At 65.1% G+C, this 25,349-nt stretch carries 30 protein-coding genes; 18 read left to right on the top strand and 12 right to left on the bottom strand.

From position 1 onward, the window contains the following. Positions 1-48: 48 nt before the first annotated feature. The 5 genes from hdaA to queC all read right to left on the bottom strand — a co-directional run bounded on the left by hdaA (position 49) and on the right by queC (position 3,791). Positions 49-762 (bottom strand): DnaA regulatory inactivator HdaA, encoded by a 714-nt coding sequence (gene hdaA / locus H4I97_RS10405; protein WP_182304557.1) that lies wholly within the window; start codon positions 760-762, stop codon positions 49-51. Then, positions 763-1,887: an AI-2E family transporter gene (locus H4I97_RS10410; RefSeq protein WP_182304558.1), complete on the bottom strand. Its 1,125-nt coding sequence runs from the start codon at positions 1,885-1,887 to the stop codon at positions 763-765. 106 nt (positions 1,888-1,993) lie between these two features. After that, complete coding sequence (gene queE / locus H4I97_RS10415) at positions 1,994-2,728, bottom strand: 7-carboxy-7-deazaguanine synthase QueE (RefSeq protein WP_182304559.1); 735 nt, start codon at positions 2,726-2,728, stop codon at positions 1,994-1,996. Further along, positions 2,725-3,081: a 6-carboxytetrahydropterin synthase QueD gene (queD, locus tag H4I97_RS10420; protein ID WP_148174816.1), complete on the bottom strand. Its 357-nt coding sequence runs from the start codon at positions 3,079-3,081 to the stop codon at positions 2,725-2,727. The genes queE and queD overlap by 4 nt, the downstream gene beginning before the upstream one ends. Further along, entirely contained in the window at positions 3,081-3,791 is a 711-nt protein-coding gene (queC, locus tag H4I97_RS10425; protein ID WP_182304560.1) for a 7-cyano-7-deazaguanine synthase QueC, read from the bottom strand. Before queC ends, queD begins: the two co-directional genes overlap by 1 nt. 220 nt (positions 3,792-4,011) lie before the next feature. On the opposite strand from queC, the gene purM reads away from it, so the two are divergent. Beyond that, complete coding sequence (gene purM, locus H4I97_RS10430) at positions 4,012-5,085, top strand: phosphoribosylformylglycinamidine cyclo-ligase (protein WP_182304561.1); 1,074 nt, start codon at positions 4,012-4,014, stop codon at positions 5,083-5,085. Further along, positions 5,082-5,738: a phosphoribosylglycinamide formyltransferase gene (purN, locus tag H4I97_RS10435; protein WP_182304562.1), complete on the top strand. Its 657-nt coding sequence runs from the start codon at positions 5,082-5,084 to the stop codon at positions 5,736-5,738. The genes purM and purN overlap by 4 nt, the downstream gene beginning before the upstream one ends. 24 nt (positions 5,739-5,762) lie before the next feature. Here the strand turns inward: purN and H4I97_RS10440 are convergent, their stop codons facing one another. Further along, positions 5,763-6,563, bottom strand: a complete 801-nt coding sequence (locus H4I97_RS10440; RefSeq protein WP_182304563.1) for an SDR family NAD(P)-dependent oxidoreductase — start codon at positions 6,561-6,563, stop codon at positions 5,763-5,765. Between the two features lie 235 nt (positions 6,564-6,798). Between H4I97_RS10440 and H4I97_RS10445 the strand changes: the two genes are divergently transcribed. Continuing rightward, positions 6,799-7,749 (top strand): omptin family outer membrane protease, encoded by a 951-nt coding sequence (locus H4I97_RS10445; RefSeq protein WP_182304564.1) that lies wholly within the window; start codon positions 6,799-6,801, stop codon positions 7,747-7,749. A 35-nt stretch (positions 7,750-7,784) separates the two neighbouring features. Here H4I97_RS10445 and H4I97_RS10450 read toward each other — a convergent pair whose 3' ends face one another. After that, entirely contained in the window at positions 7,785-8,408 is a 624-nt protein-coding gene (locus H4I97_RS10450) for an NUDIX domain-containing protein (RefSeq protein WP_182304565.1), read from the bottom strand. Further along, complete coding sequence (locus H4I97_RS10455) at positions 8,405-10,525, bottom strand: molybdopterin-containing oxidoreductase family protein (RefSeq protein WP_182304566.1); 2,121 nt, start codon at positions 10,523-10,525, stop codon at positions 8,405-8,407. The genes H4I97_RS10450 and H4I97_RS10455 overlap by 4 nt, the downstream gene beginning before the upstream one ends. Positions 10,526-10,601: 76 nt before the next feature. Between H4I97_RS10455 and H4I97_RS10460 the strand changes: the two genes are divergently transcribed. The 4 genes from H4I97_RS10460 (at position 10,602) to H4I97_RS10475 (ending at position 13,231) form a co-directional block, all read left to right on the top strand. Then, on the top strand, positions 10,602-11,453 hold the full coding sequence (locus tag H4I97_RS10460) for a 23S rRNA (adenine(2030)-N(6))-methyltransferase RlmJ (protein WP_182304567.1): 852 nt from the start codon (positions 10,602-10,604) through the stop codon (positions 11,451-11,453). An 81-nt stretch (positions 11,454-11,534) separates the two neighbouring features. Beyond that, complete coding sequence (locus H4I97_RS10465) at positions 11,535-11,939, top strand: hypothetical protein (protein ID WP_182304568.1); 405 nt, start codon at positions 11,535-11,537, stop codon at positions 11,937-11,939. Positions 11,940-11,948: 9 nt separating this feature from the next. Beyond that, a complete protein-coding gene (locus H4I97_RS10470; protein WP_378143711.1) occupies positions 11,949-12,614 on the top strand; it encodes a ribonuclease T2 family protein in 666 nt (221 codons plus the stop codon). A gap of 20 nt (positions 12,615-12,634) precedes the next feature. Continuing rightward, the gene (locus H4I97_RS10475; protein WP_182304570.1) at positions 12,635-13,231 is read left to right on the top strand and encodes a glutathione S-transferase; all 597 of its coding nucleotides are present in this window, start codon (positions 12,635-12,637) and stop codon (positions 13,229-13,231) included. A gap of 70 nt (positions 13,232-13,301) precedes the next feature. On the opposite strand, the gene H4I97_RS10480 is transcribed toward H4I97_RS10475, so the two are convergent. Continuing rightward, positions 13,302-13,943 (bottom strand): outer membrane protein, encoded by a 642-nt coding sequence (locus tag H4I97_RS10480; protein WP_182304571.1) that lies wholly within the window; start codon positions 13,941-13,943, stop codon positions 13,302-13,304. Between the two features lie 368 nt (positions 13,944-14,311). On the opposite strand from H4I97_RS10480, the gene H4I97_RS10485 reads away from it, so the two are divergent. From H4I97_RS10485 to H4I97_RS10505, 5 genes are all read left to right on the top strand, one after another. Next, positions 14,312-15,076, top strand: coding sequence for an SDR family oxidoreductase (locus H4I97_RS10485; RefSeq protein WP_182304572.1), 765 nt, complete (start codon positions 14,312-14,314; stop codon positions 15,074-15,076). Continuing rightward, complete coding sequence (gene uvrC / locus H4I97_RS10490) at positions 15,073-17,097, top strand: excinuclease ABC subunit UvrC (RefSeq protein WP_182304573.1); 2,025 nt, start codon at positions 15,073-15,075, stop codon at positions 17,095-17,097. The genes H4I97_RS10485 and uvrC overlap by 4 nt, the downstream gene beginning before the upstream one ends. Positions 17,098-17,282: 185 nt before the next feature. Continuing rightward, a complete protein-coding gene (gene pgsA / locus H4I97_RS10495; RefSeq protein WP_182304574.1) occupies positions 17,283-17,864 on the top strand; it encodes a CDP-diacylglycerol--glycerol-3-phosphate 3-phosphatidyltransferase in 582 nt (193 codons plus the stop codon). A gap of 5 nt (positions 17,865-17,869) precedes the next feature. Next, positions 17,870-18,121, top strand: a complete 252-nt coding sequence (moaD, locus tag H4I97_RS10500) for a molybdopterin converting factor subunit 1 (RefSeq protein ID WP_129331325.1) — start codon at positions 17,870-17,872, stop codon at positions 18,119-18,121. A 1-nt stretch (position 18,122) separates the two neighbouring features. After that, positions 18,123-18,584, top strand: a complete 462-nt coding sequence (locus H4I97_RS10505; RefSeq protein WP_182304575.1) for a molybdenum cofactor biosynthesis protein MoaE — start codon at positions 18,123-18,125, stop codon at positions 18,582-18,584. Between the two features lie 9 nt (positions 18,585-18,593). On the opposite strand, the gene H4I97_RS10510 is transcribed toward H4I97_RS10505, so the two are convergent. Next, complete coding sequence (locus H4I97_RS10510; RefSeq protein ID WP_182304576.1) at positions 18,594-19,490, bottom strand: branched-chain amino acid ABC transporter permease; 897 nt, start codon at positions 19,488-19,490, stop codon at positions 18,594-18,596. Positions 19,491-19,554: 64 nt separating this feature from the next. Between H4I97_RS10510 and H4I97_RS10515 the strand changes: the two genes are divergently transcribed. Both H4I97_RS10515 and H4I97_RS10520 read left to right on the top strand, forming a co-directional pair. Further along, complete coding sequence (locus tag H4I97_RS10515; RefSeq protein ID WP_182304577.1) at positions 19,555-20,103, top strand: CGNR zinc finger domain-containing protein; 549 nt, start codon at positions 19,555-19,557, stop codon at positions 20,101-20,103. After that, entirely contained in the window at positions 20,100-20,621 is a 522-nt protein-coding gene (locus H4I97_RS10520) for a hypothetical protein (RefSeq protein ID WP_182304578.1), read from the top strand. The genes H4I97_RS10515 and H4I97_RS10520 overlap by 4 nt, the downstream gene beginning before the upstream one ends. A gap of 93 nt (positions 20,622-20,714) precedes the next feature. On the opposite strand, the gene ndk is transcribed toward H4I97_RS10520, so the two are convergent. Next, complete coding sequence (gene ndk / locus H4I97_RS10525; RefSeq protein WP_182304579.1) at positions 20,715-21,137, bottom strand: nucleoside-diphosphate kinase; 423 nt, start codon at positions 21,135-21,137, stop codon at positions 20,715-20,717. Between the two features lie 169 nt (positions 21,138-21,306). Here ndk and H4I97_RS10530 point away from each other — a divergent pair, with 169 nt between their 5' ends. After that, positions 21,307-22,173, top strand: a complete 867-nt coding sequence (locus H4I97_RS10530; RefSeq protein ID WP_182304580.1) for a helix-turn-helix transcriptional regulator — start codon at positions 21,307-21,309, stop codon at positions 22,171-22,173. A gap of 44 nt (positions 22,174-22,217) precedes the next feature. Further along, complete coding sequence (locus H4I97_RS10535) at positions 22,218-22,763, top strand: YbhB/YbcL family Raf kinase inhibitor-like protein (RefSeq protein WP_280527675.1); 546 nt, start codon at positions 22,218-22,220, stop codon at positions 22,761-22,763. Positions 22,764-22,769: 6 nt separating this feature from the next. Here the strand turns inward: H4I97_RS10535 and H4I97_RS10540 are convergent, their stop codons facing one another. Beyond that, positions 22,770-23,453, bottom strand: coding sequence for a glutathione S-transferase family protein (locus tag H4I97_RS10540; protein ID WP_182304581.1), 684 nt, complete (start codon positions 23,451-23,453; stop codon positions 22,770-22,772). A 146-nt stretch (positions 23,454-23,599) separates the two neighbouring features. Here H4I97_RS10540 and H4I97_RS10545 point away from each other — a divergent pair, with 146 nt between their 5' ends. Next, positions 23,600-24,109, top strand: a complete 510-nt coding sequence (locus H4I97_RS10545) for a DinB family protein (protein WP_182304582.1) — start codon at positions 23,600-23,602, stop codon at positions 24,107-24,109. Positions 24,110-24,263: 154 nt separating this feature from the next. Next, complete coding sequence (locus H4I97_RS10550) at positions 24,264-25,325, top strand: GGDEF domain-containing protein (RefSeq protein ID WP_182304583.1); 1,062 nt, start codon at positions 24,264-24,266, stop codon at positions 25,323-25,325. The last annotated feature ends 24 nt before the right edge of the window (positions 25,326-25,349 follow it).

Raw genomic sequence — 25,349 nt, forward strand, 5'->3', positions numbered from 1 at the left:
CGCCCTCTGGCGCCCACTATAGCAGCTTCAAGACGGCACTGTGACAACTCAATCGTGATGGTCATCGCCGTGGAGTTCGTCGAGAATCTCCCCGACCAGGGCCCGCGAAATCTTCGCCCGGCGCGCCAGCGCCAGCCGGTCGATGCGATCGACCACGTCCTGGGCGGCGGCAAAGGAGCGCTCCATCCGCTGCACGATATAGCCGACGATGCGGTCGTCGATCGCAAGCTGCCGGTCGGCGAAGAGCTTGACGATGAGCTGGGCGAGGAGCTCCTCCTCCGGCTCGCCGATCTCGACCATGGTCGCGGCCTTCAGCCGCGAACGCAGGTCGGGCAGCGCGACGGCCCAGGAAAGAGGCCAGGTGCGGGACGTCATCAGAAGGCTCGTGCCGTTCTCGCGCACGCTGTTGATCAAGTGGAAGAGCTCGACCTCGTCGAAACCCCGCCGCTCGGCATCCTCGAAGAGGACCGGGCCTGCGGCAGCGGCAAGGGCCGCCTCTGCTCCGGCGACCGGATGGATATCGACGGCACCGCTCTGCTCGCGCCAGATTTCGGCAAGATGCGACTTCCCCGAGCCCGCGGGGCCGGCGAGGATCACCACGGGCGACGGCCAGTTCGGCCAGGAATCGATGATGGCGACGGCCGCTTCGAGACGTCCGGAGACCAGGAGGTCGTCGCGGCCTGTCGCGGCGGCATGGCCGAACACCAGCGGAAGCTGTTCCGCCACTTTCAGCTTCGCCTCGGCCTTCTTGTTTTCACTCATTTATTTCTCTGAGACATCCGGCTTCTGCTCAACGCCGCGCGCCGGTGTCTGCCCATAATACAAATCGCTTTCAAGATACCGTGAGAGGGCAAAGCGGACAAGGACGCCGATCGCTGCCGCGGCGGGAACCGCCACGAGCACGCCGACGAAGCCGAAGAGCGCACCGAAGGCGAACAGCGCGAACATCAGCCAGACCGGATGGAGCCCGACGCTCTGGCCGACCAGCTTCGGCTGCAGGATGTTGCCTTCGAGGAACTGGCCGGAGAAGAAGAAGACCACCACGATCACGACATGGACGTAATCGGGCCAGAACTGCACCAGCGCGACACCTGCGGCGAGCACCAGGCCAACCGTCGAGCCGACATAAGGAATGAAGCTGATCATGCCGGTGAAGAAGCCGATCAGCAGCCCGAAATTGAGGCCGATCAGCGAAAGGCCGACGGCATAATAGATGCCGAGGATGAGGCAGAGCGATCCCTGCCCGCGCACGAAACCGGCGATCGTCTTATCCATTTCGGTGGCGATCTCGCGGACCGCGCCGACCTGGTTGCGCGGGATCCAGTGGTCGACCTTCGCCACCATCCGGTCCCAGTCGAGCAGGAGATAGAAGGCGACGACCGGCGTGACGACGAGGAGCGCGGCGATATCGACCAGTGCCTTGCCGGAGTTCCAGATCTGCGCCACCAGCGTCGCGACGAAGCCGGCGCCCTCGGTCAGCAGCTTGGAGAAGTTCTCCTTGATCGTCCCCATTTGGCCGTCCAGCCACTGCGGCAGCCAGCGGGCGTTTGAGGTGGCGATGAAGTTCTGCAACTCGCTGACATAGCCCGGAACATGCTGGATGAAGTCATTGAGCTGCGTGGCCAGCACCGGAATGATGATCATCAACGCCAGCACGAAGACGAAGATGAAGGCGACCAGAATGAGCGTCGTCGCCATGAACCGGTTGAGGCCGAGCCGTTCCAGCCTGTCGGCGACGGGATCGAGAAAATAGGCGAGCGCCATGCCGACGATGAACGGCAGCAGGATGGTGCGGAACAGGAACAGGAACAGGATGAAGCCGGCAAGCGCCGCGAGCCCGAAGAAGGCCTGCCGCTTCAGGGTAACGCCGGAAATGTGCTGGGTCATGCTCGATGCTCCGCTGCGGTGGTCGGCATAGCAAGTAGAATGGCCGGGGCTCGAGGGTCAAGGGCCGCGGCAACCCATCCCTCTCCGCCGCTCAGCGAAGGGCCGCTCAGACGCCCCGGCGGTTTCCCCAGAGCATGACGTGAAGCTGCGGCAGGACGCGCGCGGAAAACCAGCGCTCTCCTGCAACCGCGTCCACCAGCCAGCGCATCCGCTCCGTCAGGCCGTCGATGTCGATCGTTCCCTCACCATCGGCCGGCGGCGGAGTGTGGTTGCCCGGCTGCAGGTAGACGGGGAGCGCCGGGAAGTGCGCCGAAACCTCGCGGGCGAAGGCGAAGTCCTCCGCGTCGAAAACGACGAATTTCAGGACGGTCTGCGGTCCCTCTCCCGCCGCTTCAACGCACCCGGTGAGAGCAGTCAGGTCGCACGCCATGCCGCTCGACGGTGGCTTGGGGCTCAGCACCAGCGTGTCGAGCCGGGCAAACCACGGCCTTGCCAGCGACCCCTGCGTCTCGAGCGCGAAGCGGTAGCCCTCGCCGTGACCACGGTCGATCAGGTCGCCGAGCGACTGGATCGCCGGATTGCCGCCGGAGAGCGAAACGGTAAGCGGCTCGCCGCCTGACAGCCGAGTGACTTCGCCCCAGATGTCCTCCGCCGTCATCGGCTTCCAGTCGTGGCGGAAGCGGCTCTCGACCGCATGCAGGCTGTCGCACCAGCTGCAACGGTAGTCGCAGCCGCCGGTGCGCACGAAGACGGTCGGCAGGCCGATCAGTACCCCCTCGCCCTGGATCGTCGGCCCGAAGATCTCGCTCACCAGGACGGGCGAGTTAGATGCCTCCGTCATGGCCGGTATTCCGCCCAGGTCTTCGGCGTCTCGCTGACCCTGACTGCCGAGGTTTCCGGCAGCCGCGCCCTGCACCAGTCGTAGAAATGCCGGGCGAGGCACTCGGCCGTCACCTTGTCATGGCCGAGGACGTCGTTCAGGTGACGGTGGTCGAAGACCTCGTCGATGTAGCGCTTCAACGGTGCCAGCTCGTGATAGTCGCGCACGAAGCCGTGCTCGTCGAGTTCGGCGGCCGAAAGCTCAACCTCGACGACATAGTTGTGGCCGTGCAGACGCGCGCATTGATGATCCGCCGGCAGGCCCTTCAACTGGTGCGAGGCGGAGAAATGGAATTCCTTGGTGATGCGGTACATCAGCGGACCTCTTCCGCCCTGAAAGTGCCGGTCGCTGCCACCCAAAAATCCGGATCCTGGTAGTCCGTCGGATCGCTCACGCCGGCGAGATGGAAGGCCTCGCGCCGCTCGACGCAGGTGCCGCAGCGGCCGCAATGGCGCTCGCCGCCCTTGTAGCAGGACCAGGTCCGCTCGAAGGGCGTGCCGTGCCGCGCTCCGTCGGTCACGATGTCCGCCTTCGAGACGTTGACGTAAGGGGCGTAGAGCCGCACCGCCGCGTAGCCGTCGAGGGCAGCGTCCTGCATCACCTGGAAGGCGTCGATGAAGCCCGGACGGCAATCGGGATAGATAAAGTGGTCGCCGCCATGCACAGCCACGGCCACGGCATCGGCCTTGCGGGCCGCGGCGACGCCGAAGGCGATCGCCAGCATGATGGCGTTGCGGTTCGGCACGACGGTCACCTTCATCGTATCCTCGGCATAGTGGCCGTCCGGCACGTCGACGGCATCGGTCAGCGCCGAACCGCTCAGATGCCGGCCGACGCCGGAGATGTCGATGATCTCGTGCGGCACCCCGAGCCGGGCAGCGCAGTCGACCGCATGGTCCAGCTCCTTTTTGTGGCGCTGTCCGTAGTCGAAGGAAATGAGGGCCAGAAGTTCGTGTTCCGCCGCGATCCGGTGGGCGAGCGAAACGGAGTCCAGTCCGCCGGAGCAGACCACGATGGTTTTCATGTTGTTCGTCCTTGTTTTGACCGGGTAGGCTGCGACCGGTATGCGTTACGGCGCGCTCCTTAGCCCATGGCCGGCCGCTTGGGAACGAAAAACTTCCCCGGCCGCCGAGAAGACGCCCGCACGGGAGCTTTTTCACCGGGATTTCCCGGTATTTCCCTTGAATCCCCGCCCCGGTCATGCCATTGCGCGGGAGAACGACGACACCCGATTGGAGAGCCCCATGTCCGAGAACGGCAAGAACGGTCTGACCTATAGCGACGCCGGTGTGGACATCGATGCCGGCAACCTGCTGGTCGAGAAGATCAAGCCCGCCGTCCGGTCCACGCGCCGCCCCGGCGCTGACGGCGAGATCGGCGGCTTCGGCGGCCTCTTCGACCTCAAGGCCGCCGGCTTCAAGGACCCGGTCCTCGTCGCCGCCAATGACGGCGTCGGCACCAAGCTCAAGATCGCCATCGACGCCGGCATTCACGACACGGTCGGCGTCGACCTCGTCGCGATGTGCGTCAACGACCTCGTCGTGCAGGGCGCCGAGCCGCTGTTCTTCCTCGACTATTTTGCCACCGGCAAACTCGATCCCGACCAGGGTGCGGCGATCGTCGGCGGCATTGCCGATGGCTGTCGGGAAGCCGGCTGCGCGCTGATCGGCGGCGAAACCGCCGAAATGCCGGGCATGTACGCCGGCGGCGACTACGACCTCGCAGGCTTCGCCGTCGGGGCGGCCGAACGCGGCCAGCTCCTGCCCGCCGGTGATATCGCCGAAGGCGACGTTATCCTCGGCCTCTCCTCCTCAGGCGTCCATTCCAACGGCTTTTCGCTGGTGCGCAAGATCGTCGAACTTTCCGGCCTTTCCTGGGACGCGCCGGCGCCGTTTGCCGAAGGTGCAAGCCTCGGCCGGGCGCTGCTTGCGCCGACACGCATCTATGTGAAGCCGCTCCTGAAGGCGATCCGCGAAACGGGTGCCCTGAAGGCGCTTGCCCACATCACCGGCGGCGGCTTTCCGGAAAACATTCCGCGCGTGCTGCCGAAACATCTTGCCGCGGAAATCGACCTCGGCGCCTTCCGCGTGCCCTCCGTGTTCTCGTGGCTCGCAAAGACCGGCGGCGTCGCGCAGAACGAGATGCTCCGGACCTTCAACTGCGGCATCGGCATGATCGTCGTCGTCGCCGAGAAGGACGCCGCCCGCGTCAGCGAAGTGCTTGCCGGCGAAGGCGAGACGGTCGTAACTCTCGGCAGCATGGTCGCCCGGACAGAAGGTGCGGCGGGCACCGTCTACAAGGGCACGCTCGCTCTATGACCACCCCGCGCAAACGCGTCGTCGTCTTCATCTCCGGCGGCGGCTCCAACATGATGGCGCTGCTGGCGGCGACCGAAGCCACGGATTTTCCGGCCGAAATCGTCGGCGTGATTTCCGACAAGGCGTCCGCCGGCGGTCTCGCCAGGGCAGCCGCGAAAGGCATTCCGACCTTCGTCTTCGAACGCAAGGCCTATGCCGGGAAGGCGGAGCACGAAGCGGCGATCCTCGCGAAGCTCGGCGAACTCGCGCCGGACCTGATCTGCCTCGCCGGATACATGCGCCTTCTGTCGGCCGATTTCATCCGGCCCTATGAGGGGCGAATCCTCAACATTCACCCTTCCCTGCTGCCGCTCTTTCCGGGGCTGCACACCCATCAGCGGGCGATCGATGCCGGCATGCGCGTCAGCGGCTGCACCGTGCACTACGTCACCGCCGGCATGGATGAAGGCCCGGTGATCGCCCAGTCGGTCGTGCCGATCCTTCCCGGAGACACTGAAGACAGCCTCGCGGCGCGCGTGCTCACCATCGAGCACAGGAGCTATCCGCTGGCGCTGAAACTCGTTGCGGAAGGCAAGGTGCACATGCTCGCCGACGGCACGGTCGAACGCACCGGGTTTTTCGGCGACCCCGCCGCGACGCTCGTTTCCGCCTGAAATCGCGTCGCCGGCGCGCCGGCGCTAGCCCTTCTTCTTGCCCGATGCCATGAACACTTCCGCCGCCTTCGCCTGCAGGCTGCGCGGGGCAAGGCGCGTCGAAAATGCCATGAGGCGGTTGGCAAGACCGGCGACGACCGCCGGCTTTCCGGCATAGAGCGCCCGAAGCCCCTCCTCCACGACAGGCCCGGGCTGCATCAGATCGGCCCGTGCGCCCCATTTGAGCTCGTGGTCGGCCCGCGCCCAGAATTCCGTCGCCGTCGGCCCCGGACACAGGACCGAGACGACGACCTTGCGCCGGTGCAGTTCCTCGTGCAGCGCGTGCGCGAGCGAAAGCACGTAGGCCTTGCTGGCGGCGTAGACGGCGTAACCGGGGATCGGCTGGAAGGCCGCGGTGCTTGCGACGAGCAGGATGTGGCCACCGCCACGCTCGGCCATGTCGGCGGCGAAGGCGTGGGTGAGCTCGGTGAGGGCGCCGACGTTGACCGCCACCATGCCGCCGACCGCCTCGGCCGGCTGGGCGTGGAAGCGCCCGTGGAGCCCGAAGCCGGCATTGTTGATCAATGTCTCGACCGCGATGCCGCGTGCCTCTACCGCCCGCTTCAGCGCCTGCGCAGCACCGGCCCCGGCGAGATCGGCCGGCTCGACCGCGATCTCCACCCCATGGCCGGCACGCAGCACTTCGGCGAGCTCCTCGAGAGGAGCCGCGTGCCTCGCCGAAACGACGAGATTATAGCCGCGCCGCGCCAGCGCCTCGCAAAAGGCGCGGCCGAGACCGCCCGTCGCGCCGGTGACAAGGGCCCATTTCGGCGCGCCGTCCGCCATAACCGTTTCCTTCCGTCCGAGAGAGATGCCGCAAGATAACGGCCGCGGCGGGAGCGTCAACAGCGGCCGTCAAAACGCACGTCGGAGCGCCGACATACCCTCTCTGCTGCAGAAAACGGGCTTAGGTCCAGTTTTGGACGGCAACAGACCCAGATATGGCCCCTGCAAACCATTGATGCGAAATGCCTTCCTCTCGTATTGAGAGTCCACGAAACGTTCAGCCTTGGGGGTACTCATGCATCATCGGAACTTCAAATCGGCAGCGGTCTGCTGTCTCTTGCTCACCGCACCGACTGCAGCACTCGCAGAGGACACACTGTTTTCCTCTTCCGACGGCAGCTTCGTGATCTTCGGCGGCGTCGGGCTGGCCAACGTCAAGGCCGACGAATTCGTTTACAACAACGGCAAGAAGCTCAGCGAGCTCAACTGGGAAAGCAAGGGCATCACGCTCTTCACCATCGGCGCCGACGCCCAGCTCGACAAGAACTGGAGCATCCGCGGCGACTTCAACGTCGGCACCGGCGGCGACGGCCACATGGTCGACTATGACTGGATGAGCGCGACGCATGACGACTGGAGCGATCGCTCCACCCATCCCGATACGCAGCTGGACCACTATTTCAGCGGCTCGCTGGAACTCGACCGCGCCGTCTACAGCGACGACAGCACCAATCTCGCCGTCGGTCTCGGTTTCCGTTACACCGACGTGAAGTGGACCGCGTACGGCGGCTCCTACATCTATTCGAGCGGCGATCCGCTCTTCCGCGACCTGACCGGCACTTTCACACCCGGCGAAAAGGGCATCAGCTACCAGCAGCAGATCCCGGTCGGGTTCCTCAGCGTCAACGGCGAGCACAAGGTCGGCAAGTTCACGATCAGCGGCGGCCTGGAAGGCGGCCTGAGCTTCGGCATCGACGACATCGACGATCACTGGCAGCGCGACCTGCGCTTCTATGACAGCATGAAAGCGGCCCCGATGGTCGGTGCCAAGCTCTCCGTCGACTATGCACTGACCGAGAGCGCCTCGCTCTACGTCTCCGGTGCCTACCAGCAGGTATTCCACGCCTATGGCGACATGAAGTATTACGACACGACGACGGATACCCTCGTGGGTTCGGAGAAGGACGCGGCCGGCGCAACCTTCCAGTCGATGTCGGTATCCTTCGGCCTCAAGGGCACGTTCTGACGACGCTTCCGGGGCGGTGCGACGCGCGCCGCCCCCTAGCCTTCCTGGGACTGCAACTGCGCTGCCCGGACAAGGTTTTCCCGGTTCAGCGCCGCCCATTGCAGCAACATGATCGTCTTGGCGTCGCAGATCGCGCCCGTCCCGATCATCGCAAGCGCCTCGTCGAGGGCGATTTCCGAGAGTTCCAGATCCTCATGCTCGTGGTCGAGGCCACCACCATCGGCCACCTTATCGGCGGACGTCACAGTCGCTGCGTAGAAATAGACCTTCTCCGTCAGCGATCCGGGCGACGTATAGGCGGCAAACAGGAAACGCGGACTGTCGATCCGGTAGCCGGTTTCCTCGAGCACCTCGCGGCAGACCGCCGCTTCGGGGTCGTCCTCCTCGACGCCGCCCGCCGGAACCTCCAGCAGGAACGCCGGATCACCCATCAGATGGACCGGAATGCGGAACTGCCGCACGAGAACGACGGTCTCGCGCGTCGGATCGAAGAGCAGGATCGCCACCGCGCGGCCGCGGTCGAAGACCTCCCATACGAGTTCGGTCTCGCGGCCGTCATCACGGCGATAGTCGAAAGTGACGCGCCTGAGATGGCTCCAGCCCTTCCAGAGCGTCTCGTCCTTGCGGATGGTGATCCCGGTACGGTCGAATTTGCTCATGCCGGGTCCTTAGCGAGCCACACCTTGTTGTCGTGGAAGGCCGCGCCGCCGTGGGGCGCGACCGCGTCGGCGCCCGTCAGCACGTTGATGCCCTCGCCGTCGACATGCGCCTTGTTCGGCCAGATTCCTTCCGCGACCAGCACGCCCGGCTTCACCGCGTCCGTCACGCGGGCATGGATGCGCAGCGTGCCGCGGCGGTTGCCGAGGCGGACGAGGTCGCCGGGTCCGATGCCGAGACGTGCGGCGTCGGACGGACTGACCATCACCTCCGGCCTGCCCTCCTTCTCGGCCGAGGTGCGGGTCTCGGAGAAGCTCGAATTCAGGAAGTTGCGCGCGGGAGAGGTCGCGAGCCGGAAGGGATGTTCGGCATCAGTGACCTCGATGATGTCCACCTGATCGGGGAAGGCCGGGAGTTGATCGACCGGCCCGAGAATGCCGACCGAGGCCGGCGGCCGGTTCGGCGCCGGAGCTCCTGCCCAATCGGGACTAAAGCGGAATTTGCCGTCCGGATAGCCGAAGCCGTTCAGGAAATGCGCCTCCTCGAACGGAGGCTGGCATTCGATCCACTTTTCTTCGGCCAGCACGTCGAAGCCGGGCTTGCCGCTCGCCTTCAGCATGCGGTCGATGTGCTCGCGCTCCGTCAGCCCGAAGCCCGCGCGATCGGCGACGCCGAGGCGTTTTGCCAGCTCCTCGATGACGAAGAGATTGGTGCGCACCGTCGCCGGCGGCTCGACGATCTTCGGCCCGAGCAGGATATGGCTCTGCCCGCCGGCGCGGTAGATGTCGTCGTGCTCGACGAACATGGTAGCCGGCAGCACTATGTCGGCAAGCTCGGCCGTCTCGGTCATAAACTGCTCGTGGACCGCGACGAAGAGATCGTCGCGCAGGAAACCCCGCTTCACCAGGCGCTGCTCCGGCGCGACATTGGCCGGATTGGTGTTCTGGATCAGCAGCGCCGTCACCGACCCGCGATGGCGCAGCGCCTCCGGGTCACCGGTCAGCACGCGGCCGATCTGCGACTGGTCGAGGACGCGGACGTCGGGATCGAGATAGGCCGTGCCCATCAGCTCCGCCTTGTTCAGACGGAAGATGTCACCGTTGTTGTGGAAGGCGCCGCCGCCTTCGTATTGCCAGCTGCCGAGGACGGTCGGAACGCTGAGCGCCGCGTGCATCTGGGCGACGCCGTTGCGGCTGCGGGCAAAGCCGTAGCCGAGGCGGAAGAAGGTCTTCTTCGTCATGCCGACGAGCCGGGCGAAGGCCTCTATCTCCTCGACGGACAGGCCCGTGATTGCTGCCGCCCATTGCGGCGTGCGGGTTTTGAGATGTGACTCCAGTCCAGCCGGATCGTCGGTGAACTTCTCCATGTAGGCGCGGTCGGCATAGCCGTCGCGGAAAGCGATGTGCATGACCGCGCAAGCGAGCGCCGCATCGGTGCCGGGCCTGAGGATCAGGCGGATATCCGCCTGTTTCATCGTCGGGTTATCGTAGACGTCGACGACGGCGATCTTGGCGCCGCGTTCCTTGCGGGCGCGGGTCGCATGCGTCATCACGTTGACCTGGGTGGCAACCGCATTGGTACCCCAGATGACGACGCAATCGGCCTTAGCCATCTCGCGGGGATCGACGCCGCGCAGTACACCCGTTCCCATCACGTAGCCGGTCCACGCCATGTTGGTGCAGATCGTGCCCATGAAGCCGGAGTAGCGCTTGGCATGGCGCAGGCGCTCGATCGAGTCGCGCTGCACCTGTCCCATCGTGCCGGCGTAGAAATAGGGCCACACCGCCTCGCTGCCATGCGCCTGCTCGGCCTTGACGAAGGCATCGGCGATCTCGTCGAGAGCCTCGTCCCAGGAAACCTCTTGCCAGACACCCTCGCCCTTGCCGCCCTTGCGCCGCTTCGGCGTCAGCAGCCGGCCCGGATGGTAGAGCCGCTCGGCATAACGAGCGACCTTGGCGCAGATGACACCCGCCGTGTAATCGTTGTCGGCGGCCCCGCGGACGCGTCCGATGCGGCCGTTTTCGTCGATATCGACATCGAGCGCGCAGGTGGATGGACAGTCGTGCGGACAGGCCGTATGACCAACGGAACGGGTTCGGATGGGGCTCGCGATGTTCATGCCCGCATGTATATGGCAAGCGGCAGGCGCCTTAAAGGTCCATTCCAAGATTTCATAAGAGCCATCGGAAACACAGATGAACTACCGCCACATCTACCATGCCGGCAACTTCGCCGATGTGCTGAAGCACGCCGTTCTGGCGCGCCTGATCGTCTATCTGCAGCAGAAGGACAAGGCTTTCCGCGTGCTCGACACGCATGCCGGCATCGGGCTCTACGACTTCTCCTCCGACGAGGCGCAGAAGACCGGCGAGTGGCGCGACGGCATCGGTCGGCTGCTGGAAGCCGATCTTCCGGACAACGTCGCGGCTCTTCTGGCACCCTATCTTGACGCGATCCGCGCACTCAATCCGCAAGGGCCGATCACCCTCTATCCGGGATCGCCGAAGCTCGCGCGGATGCTCTTCCGCCCGCAGGACCGGCTTTCGGCGATGGAGCTCCATCCGGACGACAGCCGCGCGCTCGCCCGCCTGTTCGAAGGCGACTACCAGGTGCGGGTGACCGAACTCGACGGCTGGCTGGCGCTCGGCGCGCACCTGCCGCCGAAGGAGAAGCGCGGCGTCGTGCTCGTCGATCCGCCCTTCGAGGCGGAGGGCGAATACGAGCGGCTGGTCGACGGTCTCGCCAAGGCCTATCGCCGCTTCTCGACCGGCACCTACTGCCTCTGGTATCCGATTAAGAAGGGTGCGCCCATCGCCGAATTCCACGAAGCCCTGAAGGCGCTCGAGATCCCGAAAATGCTCTGCGCCGAGCTTTCCGTGCGCAGCGACCGCGAGACGACCGGGCTCAGCGGTTCCGGGCTCATCATCGTCAATCCACCCTTCACGCTGAAGGACGAGTTGCACCTGCTGCTGCCCGAACTGAAGCGTGTCCTGGCGCAGGATCGCTTCGCCTCGCAGCGCTGTTTCTGGCTGCGCGGGGAGAACTGAGGAAGCGCCTCTTCCGCGGCATCAATCGCCCTTGACCTCGTTCCTGTTTGACAACATTCTGGCGGCAAACGGGAGACAGCCATGGGTGCGAAATTCCTCGTCAGCGCATGCCTTGCGGTCGTCGCCACCGCGCTTTCGGTCACGGACAGCCAGGCCGGGACGCCGCGTTGCGACGATGCGGCTGTCGTCGGTTCCGTCGAGAGCCGCTTCACCCGCAACAACCGGCAATTCCTGAAGATGGATCTCTCGATCGCGGACATCGGCATCATCCGCGAAACCGGTTTCCGGCCGACCGACGAGACGCATCGCGTCGAGCGGCGCTTCTGCCATGCGACGGTCACCACCAGCGACGGCCTCGGTCGCAATCTCTGGTATCTGATCGAAAGCACCTGGGGCTTTGCGGGTCTCGGTTCGTCCGTCGAGTTCTGTGCCGACGGCCTCGATCCGTGGCACGTCTACGGCGCCCGCTGCGCATCCCTCCGCTGACCGATGCGATTGCCTGCCAAACTGAACCCGCTGCGCGCGGTGGCTCTCGCCGGTGCCGTCATCATCCTTCCGAACGGTGCGAGAGCGGACGATCCGCCAAAGCGTTCCGGTTTCGACTTCTATGTGCTGGCGCTTTCCTGGTCGCCGACCTTCTGTGGAAGCGCCAAGGCCGCCGGCAACCGGGACCAGTGCGGCGACGGAAAACGTTACGGGCTCGTGGTGCACGGTCTCTGGCCGCAATACGAGCGCGGCTATCCGGAAGATTGCCCGAGCGACCAGCCACGCCGGGTGCCGGACAAGCTCGGACGCACGCTCTTCGACATCATGCCGAGCATGGGGCTGATCGGCCATCAGTGGCGCAAGCACGGCACCTGCTCCGGGCTCGCTCAGGCGGACTATTTCGCCCTCACCCGCGCGGCCTATGAGCGCGTGCGCATTCCCGACAGTCTGCGCAACGCCGAACGTCTAACGAACCTCGACGTCGATGCGATCGAGACGCAGTTCACGAGCGCCAATGCCGGCCTCTCTCGCCAGGCACTGGCCATTACCTGCGAACGCGGAAAGCTCTCGGAAATCCGCGTCTGCCTGACACCGCAACTCACTTTCCGCGACTGTCCGGAGATCGACGCGCAGGCCTGCTCCCTCCCCTCCGTTGCGGTGCCGCCGGCACGCTGAACAACCGAACTGGAACAACGATGAAACTCCTCTATTCCTCCACCTCGCCCTATTCCTCGAAGGTGCGCATGGCGCTCCGCTATCTCGGCATGGACGCAGAGGTGGTAGCGGTCGCCACCAATGACGACCCGCCGGAACTGATCGGCAACAATCCGCTCGGCAAGATCCCGACGCTTCTCACAGGCGGGGATGGACCGATCTTCGACAGCCGCGCCATCATGCACTATCTCGACCGCCGCTCGAAGGGTGGCCTTTACCCCCGCAAGGACCGCAAGCGCACGGAGGCGGAGGTATTGGAGGCGCTCTGCGACGGGATCACCGACTGCCTTCTCGCGATCGTCTACGAACGGCGCCAGCGGCCGGAAGAGCGCGTGCACCAGCCCCATATCGATCGGCAATGGCAGAAGGTGAGCCGCGGGCTCGATCACCTGAACGCCCATCTGCCGAAGACCGGCAAGTCGCTCCACGGCGGGCATTTTTCGCTGGCCGCGCTGATCGGCTATCTGATGCTCCGCTTCCCCGGCGAGTGGGAGGACGGGCGCACGGCGCTCGCCGCCTGGCCGCAGAAGTTCGAGAAGCGTTTCGAGGACTATTCGGAACTGAAGCCGCAGGCGTGAAGCGGGTAGACGCGCAACAAAAAAGCCGGGCGCAGGGCCCGGCTTTTCTCGTGATGTCGTCTTGCGGCGATCAGAACTTGACGCCGATACCGACCTTGACGCTGTGATCATCGAAACCACGCGAAACGGTTGCGCCGTCGAGGCTGAAGTCGCGCTTCTGGTAGTCGCTGTAGCGGTATTCGATGCGAGCCGTGATGTTGTCGGTTACCATGGCTTCGACACCGGCACCGACAGTGTAGCCGGCAGCGATCTTCTCATCCGAGTCCGTGGCGCTTTCGAGCTTGTTGTTCGAAAGTGCGAGACCGGCGGTACCGTAGATCAGGAAGGGGTTCATGTCGTAGCCGACGCGGCCACGGAGAGACCCGTTCACGCCCTGCTTGCCGGTCAGGCCGGTGCCGGCGCTGCCGTCTTCGCCAGTGTAGGCGATGTCGGCTTCCGCACCGTAGACGATCTGGCCGTTCTGGAAGTTGTAACCACCGTAGAGCGAGCCACCGAAGCCCTTGGCGTCATAGTCGCCGCCGCCGAAGCGGCCCCAGTCGTAGTTCGCGGTGGCACCGACATAGGCGCCGGACCAGTTGCTGACGGGGGCGGTGTAGCTTTCGGTCGCGGCAGGAGCCTCGGGGATCTGGTCGACGGCGTCGGCGGCCTGAGCGGTCGAGAACGTAGCGACACCGGCGGCGGTTGCCATGAGGATCATAACGAGTTTACGCATACTAGTCTCCTTTTCAGTCCGTTGCCGCAGGCGAACATTTCAAAGTGGCGGCATGAACAATTGAGCGGGTTACCTCGCCCGTTCCGAGAGTAAATGTGGCGGCCAATTGAGGAATTGGAAGAGCCGAATTGTGAATTCATTGTGGCACAGAAATGACGGAAATTAGATGTTGCTAAACCGCAACAAACTTTTTGTTAACTACGTTTGCTATGATTTCGATTAATACTCGTTAATTTCGCAACTAAACTTCAGTCTTACCAAGTAGAGCGCAAGCGAGGATATCGAAAAGAATTTGCATTCCCTATTTAAGATTGAGCGATGCGACATATATGCGAGGCAGTTCATCAGAAGTCGAAAGCAGAGCGGAAATGGAAAAAGGCATAGCGAAGACCGCCCTCGTCACCGGTTCGGGAAAAAGACTTGGCCGCGCAATCGTCGAGGACCTCGCCCGCCACGGTTTCGCCGTCGCCATCCATGTCAACGGTTCGATGGACGAGGCCGAAGCGCTTGCAGACGACTTGCGGCGCGACGGCGCACGGGCGGCGGTGCTTGCCGCCGATTTCCGTGACATCGCGCAGACGGCCGCGCTGATGGATGCCGCCAATGCCGCTCTCGGGCCGATCGGGCTGCTCGTCAACAACGCCTCGGTGTTTCTGGAGGACGCGGCCGACGCCTTCGATGCGGAAAGCTTCTCCGCGCATTTCGACCTGCATGTCCGCGCGCCGTCGATCCTCGGCGCGGCCTTCTTCCGGCAGGTGCCGGACGATGCGCATGGGCTGATCGTCAACATCGTCGACCAGCGGGTGCTGGCGCCCACGCCCTCCTTCTATTCCTATACGCTGTCGAAATCGGCCCTGCTTGCGGCGACTCGCACGATGGCGCAGGCTTTCGCGCCGAAGGTGCGCGTCAACGGCATCGGCCCGGGCCCCACCTTTCGCAGCACCCGGCAGGAGGAAGCGGACTTCCAGGCGCAGATCGACGCCCTGCCGCTCGGCCGCGGACCGGAGCTTGCGGAATTCGGGCGGACGATCCGCTTTCTTTTTGACACGCCGTCGATCACCGGCCAAATGATTGCCGTCGACGGCGGCCAGCATCTTGCCTGGCAGAGGCCGGGAACGGAGATTGTGGAATGACGGGAGGAAAGCTGCCGGACGGCGGCGTTCTCTATGACGGCACAGAGGACGAGGACGAAGGCGTCGTCGAGAGCGAATCGCCGGTGTCGGCGCTTTCGATCGACTGGAACGAGGGCGGCATCGACCACCAGGGCCTCTCCGGCGCGGAACTGATCGGCGAATTCGTCAAGAAGCTGCCGAACAGCCCCGGCGTCTACCGGATGATGAATGCAGACGGCGACGTGCTCTATGTCGGCAAGGCCCGCAGCCTCAAGAAGCGCGTCGGCAACTACGCGCAGGGCCGTGTCCACTCCAACCGCATCGCCCGCATGGTGCGCGAGACGGCGCACATGGAATTCGTCACGACCCGGACCGAGGTCGAGGCGCTGCTGCTCGAGGCCAATCTCATCAAGCGGCTGAGGCCGCGCTTCAACGTCCTGCTGCGCGACGACAAGAGCTTTCCCTATATCCTGGTCACCGGCGACAGCCGCGCTCCGGCGATCTTCAAGCACCGTGGCGCACGTGCCCGCAAGGGCGACTATTTCGGACCCTTCGCCTCGGCAACCGCCGTCGGGCGCACGATCAACTCGCTGCAGCGGGCCTTTCTCCTGCGCACCTGCACCGACAGCGTCTTCGAGACGCGCACGCGCCCCTGTCTGCTCTACCAGATCAAGCGCTGCTCCGGCCCCTGCACCGGCGAGATCAGCGACGAGGGCTATGCCGGGCTCGTCCGGGAGGCGAAGGATTTCCTCTCCGGCAAGAGCCAGAACGTCAAGGCAGCGATCGCCAAGTCCATGAACGAGGCGGCGGAGAACCTCGACTTCGAGCGCGCCGCGGTCTTCCGCGACAGGCTGGCGGCTCTTTCCCACGTGCAGAGCCATCAGGGCATCAACCCCGCCGGCATCGAGGAGGCCGACGTCTTCGCGATCCATCACGAGGGCGGGTTCTCCTGCATCCAGGTCTTCTTCTTCCGCACCGGTCAGAACTGGGGCAACCGCGCCTATTTCCCGAAGGCGGACCCGCAGCTTTCCGGCGCCGAGGTGCTTGGAGCCTTCCTCGCGCAATTCTACGACGACAAGCCGTGCCCGCGGCAGGTGCTGCTCTCCGAAACGATCGAGGAACAGGACCTGCTCGCCGCCGCGCTTTCCGAGCGTGCCGGCCACAAGGTGCAGGTGCTCGTGCCGCAGCGCGGCGAAAAGAAGGACATTCTCGACCACGTCGTGGCTAATGCCCGTGAGGCACATGGCCGCAAACTCGCAGAGACGGCCTCGCAGTCACGCCTGCTCGCGGGCCTTGCCGAGACCTTCGGCCTGCCTTACGTCCCGCGCCGCATCGAGATCTACGACAACTCCCACATCATGGGCACCAACGCCGTCGGCGGCATGGTGGTGGCGGGGCCGGAAGGCTTCGTGAAGAACCAGTACCGCAAGTTCAACATCAGATCGACGGACATTACGCCGGGCGACGACTTCGGCATGATGCGTGAGGTGATGACGCGGCGCTTTTCGCGCCTCCTCAAGGACGAGGGCAAGCCCGACCGCAGCCAGCCATCGGCAGAGGACGCCGACAACCCGTTCCCGGCCTGGCCGGACGTCATCCTGATCGACGGCGGTCAGGGCCAGATGACGGCCGTGCGCGCCATCCTCGACGACCTCGACATCCGCGACTGCGTGACGGCGATCGGCGTCGCCAAGGGCGTCGACCGCGATGCCGGCCGCGAGCGCTTCTTCATCGAGGGGAAGCCCGATTTCACCCTGCCGCCGCGTGACCCCGTGCTCTATTTCATCCAGCGGCTGCGCGACGAAGCGCACCGGTTCGCAATCGGCTCGCACCGGGCACGGCGCAAGAAGGAGATGGTCAAGAACCCGCTCGACGAGATCGGCGGCATCGGCCCGTCCCGCAAGCGGGCGCTTCTCCAGCATTTCGGGACGGCCAAGGCCGTCTCGCGGGCAGCGATCAGCGACCTCATCTCGGTTGAAGGCATTTCCGAGGCCGTCGCCCGCCAGATCTACAATCACTTCCACGAGAGCGGCGCCGACTAGGGCCGATGGCTCGAAAGCCGATCCCGGTACCGGTATGCCGGCAATAGCGGGTGTCGCAATCGGAAGCATCTCAGTTCCGCCGCAGGTCTATGTGACGGAAGACAAAAAAAACCCGTGGGTGACCAGTTGACGGTGAAGAGAGAAAGCCGTCATCTACACCCGAATTGAGAAATCACAGGTCTTTCATGGCGTCCCGCGCATTAAACATCCCCAATCTGCTGACCTATGCCCGCATCGTTGCGGTTCCCGTCATCGTTCTCTGCTTCTTCGTCGAGGGACGACTCGCGAGCTCCGACTGGGCTCGCTGGACCGCCCTGACACTCTTCATCATCGCCTCGGTCACCGACTTCTTCGACGGCTATCTGGCGCGCATCTGGAACCAGACCTCGAACATCGGCCGCATGCTCGACCCGATCGCCGACAAGCTGCTGGTCGCCTCCGTCCTGCTGCTGATGGCAGCCGACGGCACCATCGCCGGGTGGTCGCTCTGGGCGGCGATCACCATCCTCTGCCGCGAAATCCTCGTCTCGGGACTCAGGGAATATCTGGCGGCGCTCAAGGTCAGCGTGCCGGTCACCCGCATCGCCAAGTGGAAGACGACGATCCAGATGGTCGCCATCGCCTTTCTGCTCGCCGGCCCCGCCGGTGACAAAGTCCTGCCCCATACGACAGAGATCGGCATCACGCTCTTGTGGGTGGCAGCCCTGCTGACGATCTATACCGGCTACGACTACTTCCGTGCCGGCGTGAAACACATGGTGGACTGACTGCGATGAAACTTGTCTATTTCGCATGGGTGCGGGAGAGGATCGGCAAGGGCGAGGAAGAGCTCGACCTGCCGGAGAGCGTCGTCACGGCCGGCGACCTCATCCAGTACCTGAGCGGGCTCGGCGAGGAATACGAGGCCGCCTTCCAGTTTCCGCAGGCGATCCGCGTCGCGGTGAACCAGGAACACGTCGAGCACCACGAGCCGATCGCCGGCGCCCGCGAGATCGGCCTGTTCCCGCCGATGACCGGTGGCTGAGATGACTGCCGCGCCGAGCATCCGCGTCCAGCGCGAGGATTTCGACGCCACTGCCGAGACTGCCGCGCTGACGGCGGGGCGCAACGATATCGGCGCCGTCGTCAGTTTTGTCGGCCTCTGTCGCGACGAAGCCGGCACGCTTTCCGCACTTGAGCTCGAACACTATCCCGGCATGGCGGAAGCGGAGATGCGCCGCATCGCCGGGATCGCCGTCGAGCGCTTCGGGCTCATGGGCCTCACCGCCGTCCACCGCTACGGCAAGATTGCCCCCGGCGAGAACATCGTGCTGGTCCTCGCGGCCGCGCCGCACCGTCAGGCCGCCTTCGACGGCGCCGCATTCATGATGGACTATCTGAAGACCTCCGCCCCGTTCTGGAAGAAGGAACACCGGCGCGACGGTACCGCCGGCGACTGGGTCTCGGCGAAGGACGCCGACACGCAAGCCCTCGACAAGTGGCGGTGAGCGACCCCATCAGGGGATCGCCCGCTCCTGCCGGCTGAGGACGAGAACCGTCACAAGCCCTCCGACGATGACCAGATCGCGCCAGAGAATGGGGCCGTAGCCGCTCCAGAGCGTCTCGGCGAGCGCGACGGCGGCGGCACCGAGCGCCGAGCGCAGCGGCACGGAATACCCGCCGGCAGCCGCCACCAGCACCACCTTGAGGCCGAACATCAGCCCCGCACCGAAATCCATCGTGCCGTAATACGAAGTCGCGAGCACACCGCAAACGGCGGCGATCGCCGCCGAGGCGACGTAGGACCAGACGAAGACGGCGCGCGCATCCGTCCCGCACATCTCCGCGGCCAGCGGGTCGTCGGCGACGCCGCGCCAGACCCGCCCGAGACGGGTGCGTGTGAGAAGCAGGTGCCCCGCCGCGACGAGCGAGATCATAAACGCGGCGTTCACGAGTTGGATCGCCGTCAGCGTCACCTTGAAGCCACCGTCGGTCCAGAAGACGACCTCGCGGTTGAGGAAGGGCGAGAGCCACAGGCTGCGGCTCTCCATCGCGATCCGCACCATCTCCTCCAGCACCACCAGCGCGCCGAGCGATGCGACGATCACTGTGTTCGGCGACGCCCGCCGCAGCGGCAGCATCACGTGTCGGCCAATCAGAACGGCGGCGCCGAACGTATAGAGCAAGGAAGCCGCGGCGCCGAGAGCGAGCGCCGCCGGCAGCACGAGATAGAGCTGGTTCCAGCCGGCATGGGCAAAGAAGACATAGATCTGGCCGGCAAAGGCGAAGAGCGCGCCGAAGGTGATGTCGGCGCGGCGCGTCATGGCGAAGGCGAGCGAATAGCCGAAAGCAAGCGCCGCATAGAGCGCGGCGACCGGCACGGCATTGGCGAGTTGTTGCAGCAGATAGGCCACGGCCCCCTCCCTCCTCGGCAGATTTATAACTATCATTTTCGATTTTACCAGTTATATTTCTGCCATGACCTTCGCCTGGACCCCTCATCGCTTCTCCGGCGGAACGCTGGCATTCGACGTCGCCAACAGCGTCGTCCTGCGTTGCGACCCCGACCGCCGCATCGATCGTTTCGACGATCCGGCGCAACTCGACCTGTTCGTTCCGGCCGCCCGCACGCACGGCGCGGAACGCGATCTCCTTGCCAAGCTCGCACCGCTTTCGCCCGGCGCCCGGGAGCGGTTCATCCGTCTGCGCGAGGAGATCGACGGCTATTTCCGCGCCCGTGCGGCCGGCCTCGACACGCGCGAGCGTCTTGCCTCGCTTCTGGAGGCGATCGCCGCGAACCTGCGTGCGGCGGAAAGCGGCGATGCGCTCGACGCGGCGACCGCGCTCTCGGCGCTCCGGCTCGTGTCGGCGCCGGAACGGGACCGGATCAAGATCTGCGCCAATTGCGGCTGGCTGTTCCTCGACCGCAGCAAGAACCGCAGCCGCACCTGGTGCGACATGGCGGTCTGCGGCAACCGCACCAAGGCGCACCGCCATTATCGCAAGAAAAAGGAAGCCTTGTCATGAAAACGAGATGGATCGCGGCAGCCCTGCTCGCAACGCTGCCGCTTGCGGGCTGCCAGCGCGAGGATGCGAACGAACCGCTCCAGGTCTCGGGCCGGGTCTTCATCTTCAACTACCGCGTCGCCGCGGCGACCTACGTCATCACGCTCGCGCGCAACGGCCCGCTGCCGGAGGAGAGCTTCGCCGAGACGACCTACGAGAACCCGGCCGGCGGCCCGCCGCTCGTCATGCGCTCGAAGATCTTCCCGTTCTGGGAGAAGGTGTCGCTCGAAAGCCCGCCGGTCCATTGCGTCGTCAAGGACAAGCCCTACGCGGTGACGATCCGCATCCTCGACGCCGAGGACGCAGTCATCCAGACGATCGAAACCAGCGTGACCTCGACGCTCGACCAGAGCATCCTGCCGGCCAAGCCGCTGATCGTCGGGCCGATCTACACGCCCAATCCGGAAGTCTTCAAGGGCGACGGCAGCCAGGATTTCGACCCGGAGAAGAATTGCCCGGCGCCGGCTTCCGGGACGTGACCAGCCAGCCCCCAAAAGCCGGAAGCCGGAGCGTTTCCGCCCCGGCTTCCAAAATGTCTTCAATGACTTGAGGCGACTGCCTCAGGACTTGATTCAGCCGACGATCTCGGTGTCGGAGAACCAGTACTTGATTTCGTCGGCGGCGGTTTCCGGGGCGTCCGAGCCGTGAACCGAGTTCTCGCCGATCGACAGCGCGAAGGTCTTGCGGATGGTGCCTTCGGCGGCCTGGGCCGGGTTGGTGGCGCCCATGATCTCGCGGTTCTTCAGGATGGCGCCTTCGCCTTCGAGGACCTGAACGACGGTCGGGCCCGAGGTCATGCCTTCAACGAGTTCGCCGAAGAAGGGACGTTCCTTGTGAACGGCGTAGAAGCCTTCGGCTTCGCGCTTGCTCATCCATACGCGCTTCGACGCGACGACGCGAAGGCCGGCATCTTCGAGCATCTTGGTGATCGCGCCCGTCAGGTTGCGCTTCGTTGCATCCGGCTTGATCATCGAAAAAGTGCGTTCAATCGCCATGGGTCTCATCCTTTTGTCCTACGGGAAAGTGGGCGGTATCTACCCGCCCCAAGGCCCGAAAACAAGGGGGATGGACGAATTTCACGAGACCGTCATATCATGACCCGCCGACATGGCCGGCCGTTGTTTCCACGCTGATCGGCCGGGCGGCAATCGACAGGAGTCCTCCATGAAAAGCCCTCCATACGGCGCCGGCCGCGCCATCGCGGCCCTGCCGGGACTTGCCGTCCACTGCTCGATCCTGCAGGCGTCGAGCAGCCGCTTCCGGAAGTTCCAGATCGACGAGCCGGCGGTGATCCTCGTGAGGCAGGGCTGGAAGCGCGTCATCGCGGACCATGACGAGGTCGTCGCCGGTCCGAGCGAAGCCGTCTTCGTGCCGCAGGGGCTCGAATGCGTGATCGTCAACGGCGTCGGGGAGACGGGCGCCTATCACGCCGAGGCGCTCAGCCTCGCACCGGCGCTCGTTGCCGCCTATGCCGATCCCGCGGCGAGGCCCACGACCGGCGCCGTCCACATCGCCCCGGACGACGGCTTCCTCGATGCGCTCGCCCGGGCAAGGCAGACCATCGCGGCGGGCACCTCGACGCCGGAAAGCGTTCATCGCCATGTCCTCGGCGAACTGGTGATCCGCCTTGAGGCCCTCGGTATCGGGCTGCTGCCGGACATGCGCGAACATCTCGTCTGGCGCGTCCGCGCGCTGGTGCGGACCGATCCCGCCGCAGACTGGCCGGCGGCAAGCGTCGCCGGCGCGCTTGCGATGAGCGAGCAGACGCTCCGGCGCAAGCTCGCCCTTCTCGGCACCAGCCTCACTGAAATCATCGCCGACGTCCGCATGACAACCGCGCTTGCCCTCCTCCAGGCGAGCGAACTGCCGATCAACCGCGTGGCGCTCGATGTCGGCTACGGCTCGGCATCGAAATTCGCCGCACGTTTCCGCGCACGCTTCGGGCTCTCGCCGCGCGATATCCGATCTGCGGCGGATGACGGCGAGCGTTCCGGGACAGAAGTCGAGCGTCCGAGAGCCGCGGCGGAATGATGCTCCGGCTATGGTCGGGCTCTCTAAAGCAAAGGAGCCTGACCATGTTGAAATCCCTCGTTTTCGCAACCGCCATCGCGAGCCTTTCCGGCTTTGCCGCGTCGGCTGCCGATTTCACCCTTTCGAGCCCGGACATCCGCGACGGCAGCACGCTTGGCGAAGCCCAGGTCGCCAATGCCTTCGGCTGCACCGGCGGCAACGTCTCGCCGCAACTCACCTGGTCGAATGCGCCGGAGGGCACGAAGAGCTTCGTCGTCAGCGCCTATGATCCCGATGCGCCGACCGGCTCCGGCTTCTGGCACTGGGTGATGTTCAACATCCCCGCCTCGGTCACCGGGCTGGAACGCGGTGTCACCCCCGACAAAGGCGCGCCGGACGGCGCCGTCCAAAGCCGGGCGGATGCCGGATTCACAAGCTATATCGGCGCCTGCCCGCCGGCCGGAGAGACGCACCGCTACATCTTCACCGTGACCGCGCTCTCGGTCGACAAGCTCGATCTCGACCAGAATGCCAGCGGCGCCCTGATTGGCTTCATGACGAATGCCAACGCGCTCGCCAAGGCCGCGATCACCGCGACCTACGGTCGCTGACGAAGCTCACGCCACCTTCCGGGCCTCACCGTCGTAGAGGTCGAGGCAACGCTCGTACCAGGCATAGGCCGGATCGTCCTGCGGCAGGTGTACCGAACCGGTGGTGATCCTGAGCCACTGCAGCGCGCCGAAAAGAATATAATCGGCAAAGAGCGGCCCGTCGCCGCCGATGAACGGCTGGAAGGTGAGCGTGTGGCGCAGCGGCGTGAATTTGCCGGGGAAGGCGGCGATCTCCTGTTCGCGGGCGGTCGCGACCTCCTCGATCGGCATGCCGAAACGTTGTTCGCGACTGTTGCGGAAATAGGCCTGGTCCGGCTCGTCGAGCATGTCGTGGATGTCCATGATGGCGATCCGGGTGACGGCAGGATGGATCACCGTCTGCGAAAAGCCCTCGACGAAACGGGCAAGCGCCTTGCCGCCCTCGCCGCCGAACAGCGTCGGCTCGTCGGGATAGGCATCGTCGAGATAGAGCGCGATGGCGAAACTGTCGGAGATCAGGCGGTCGCCGTCGCGCAGCAGCGGCACCGTCCGGGTCGCGCCGTTCTCGATATCGGGAATGGCCGTGAACGGCAGCGGCCGCTCGGAATAGGAGAGCCCCTTGTGCTTCAGAGCCATCACCACTTTCCAGCAATGGGGAGAGAACGGGCGGGAGAGATCGCTGCCGCAAAGCGAGTAGAGGGTTCTGGACATCGCGAGGCTCCTTGTTCCAAGACTAGACGGCGGCATTCAAGGGCATGACCGCGGCGCAATCAAATCAGGAAATTTCATCGAACCCATCACCCACGCTTCAGTTCCCCTCGCCTAGACTGAGGCATCATTCGTTCCGGAGACCCGAAATGTTGCAGCACTGCCAGATGTTCGCCGCCTACAACCGCTGGGCCAACGAGCGGGTCTACGCCGCCGCCGCTGAGCTCACCGAAGACGAGCTCTTCCGCGACACCGGCGCCTTCTTCGGCTCGCTCTTCGGCACGCTCAGCCACATCCTCGTCGGCGACCGGGTGTGGATGCGGCGCTTTACCGGCGATGGTCCCACCCCGCGGGCGCTGGACGAACGCCCCTATGAAACGCTCGCGGACCTTACAGCTGCCCGAAAGACCGAGGACGAGCGCATCATCCGCTGGGTCGACAGGCTCGACGAGCCGTCGCTCGACGCCCGCATCTCCTACAGGACGATCGTCAACCCGGAGCCGATCAGCCACAAACTCGGTGCCGCCGTCGCGCATTTCTTCAACCACCAGACCCATCATCGCGGGCAGGCGCACATGGCGCTGACGGCGCTCGGCAAGCCGTCCCTCGTGCTCGACCTCGTCTACTTCCAGCGGCAGGAAGGAAAGCAGTGGATCTGACGCGGCTGGAGACGGTCCCTTAACCCTCCCGGCAAACTCCGTTGCACATCGCACGCCAGTGTCCCCAGCCGTTTACCGATTGCACAGGCTTTCCGCCTCATCTGGTCTCCGAAAAAGCCAGGGAAGCAAACGAGCTTTGGACGGGGAAAGCGGGATGGGCCATCGCAACGAAGAGACAGCATCGGCGGAGAGCGAGACGACCGATCGTCTGCAGCGCGTCACGCAGGCGATGACGCGGCTCAGGGTCGATGCCCTGCCGCGCAATTACGAGCTCTTCCACGAGGCGCTCTTCGGCCATGATCCGGCGCTTGCCCGCGACGTGGCATCGCTTGCGCCGAACCCGCCACAGCATGCGCTCGACCGGATCGGCCTCGCCTACCGGCTCACCGGCCATTGCGGGCTGATCGAGGAAAAATCCTGCGTGGAGGCCACGCGCGTTCTCTCCGGGGCCGCAGACGAGATGGCCGCCGCCATTCGCGATAAGCAAGCCTTCGTCAAGGCGATGGAAATGATCCTGCATTCGGTTCGCGAGGACCGGGACCGCGGGGTCGACGATCTCCTCGCCGACATCGATTTCCTGCAATCCTCCGCCGCCGAGCTTCTCCGCAGCGAAAGCAGGGCCGAGCAGGCGCTGAAGGCCGGGCTCGACCGGCTCGACGCCGCCGACCGGGCGACGCATGCTGCCAGGGCGGCAATCCTCCGCGACCGCCTGACAGGTTTGCCGAACCGCATCGCCTTCGCAAACCGCCTTGAAAGCCTCTACGAGCCCGGAGCGCTGCCGCGTGGCACCGCCCTTCTCATCGCCGACATTGACGGCTTCGGTGCCGTCAACCGCGATTACGGCACGGAGGCGGGTAACCGCATCCTCAAGCGGCTTGCCGCGATCCTGCGCAAATCGATCAAGAAGAACGACTTCGTCGCCCGCATCGGGGCGGACGAGTTCGCCTTCCTCTTCGCCGAGGTCGATATCGCCGCCGCGCGGACGATCGCCGGACGCATCCACGATTCGGTCGAAACCGGGCTGGTCTTCGCGACCGCGGCCGGCGAGGACAACGGCGCGCTCGGGCTGTCGATCGGGATCGCCCTCAGTGACGGCGCCGAAAGCGCGCAACACCTCGTCGCCCAGGCGGAACAGGCGCTCGCCGCCGCGAAGGCCGACCCGCGCGCACCCATCGCGTGTTTCGGATCCGGCATCGGCGGCCGCCGCGCCGCCTGACGCTCCGAGGCGAAGACAGCCGGA

The sequence above is a fragment of the Ciceribacter thiooxidans genome (assembly GCF_014126615.1).
GTDB lineage: Bacteria > Pseudomonadota > Alphaproteobacteria > Rhizobiales > Rhizobiaceae > Allorhizobium > Allorhizobium thiooxidans.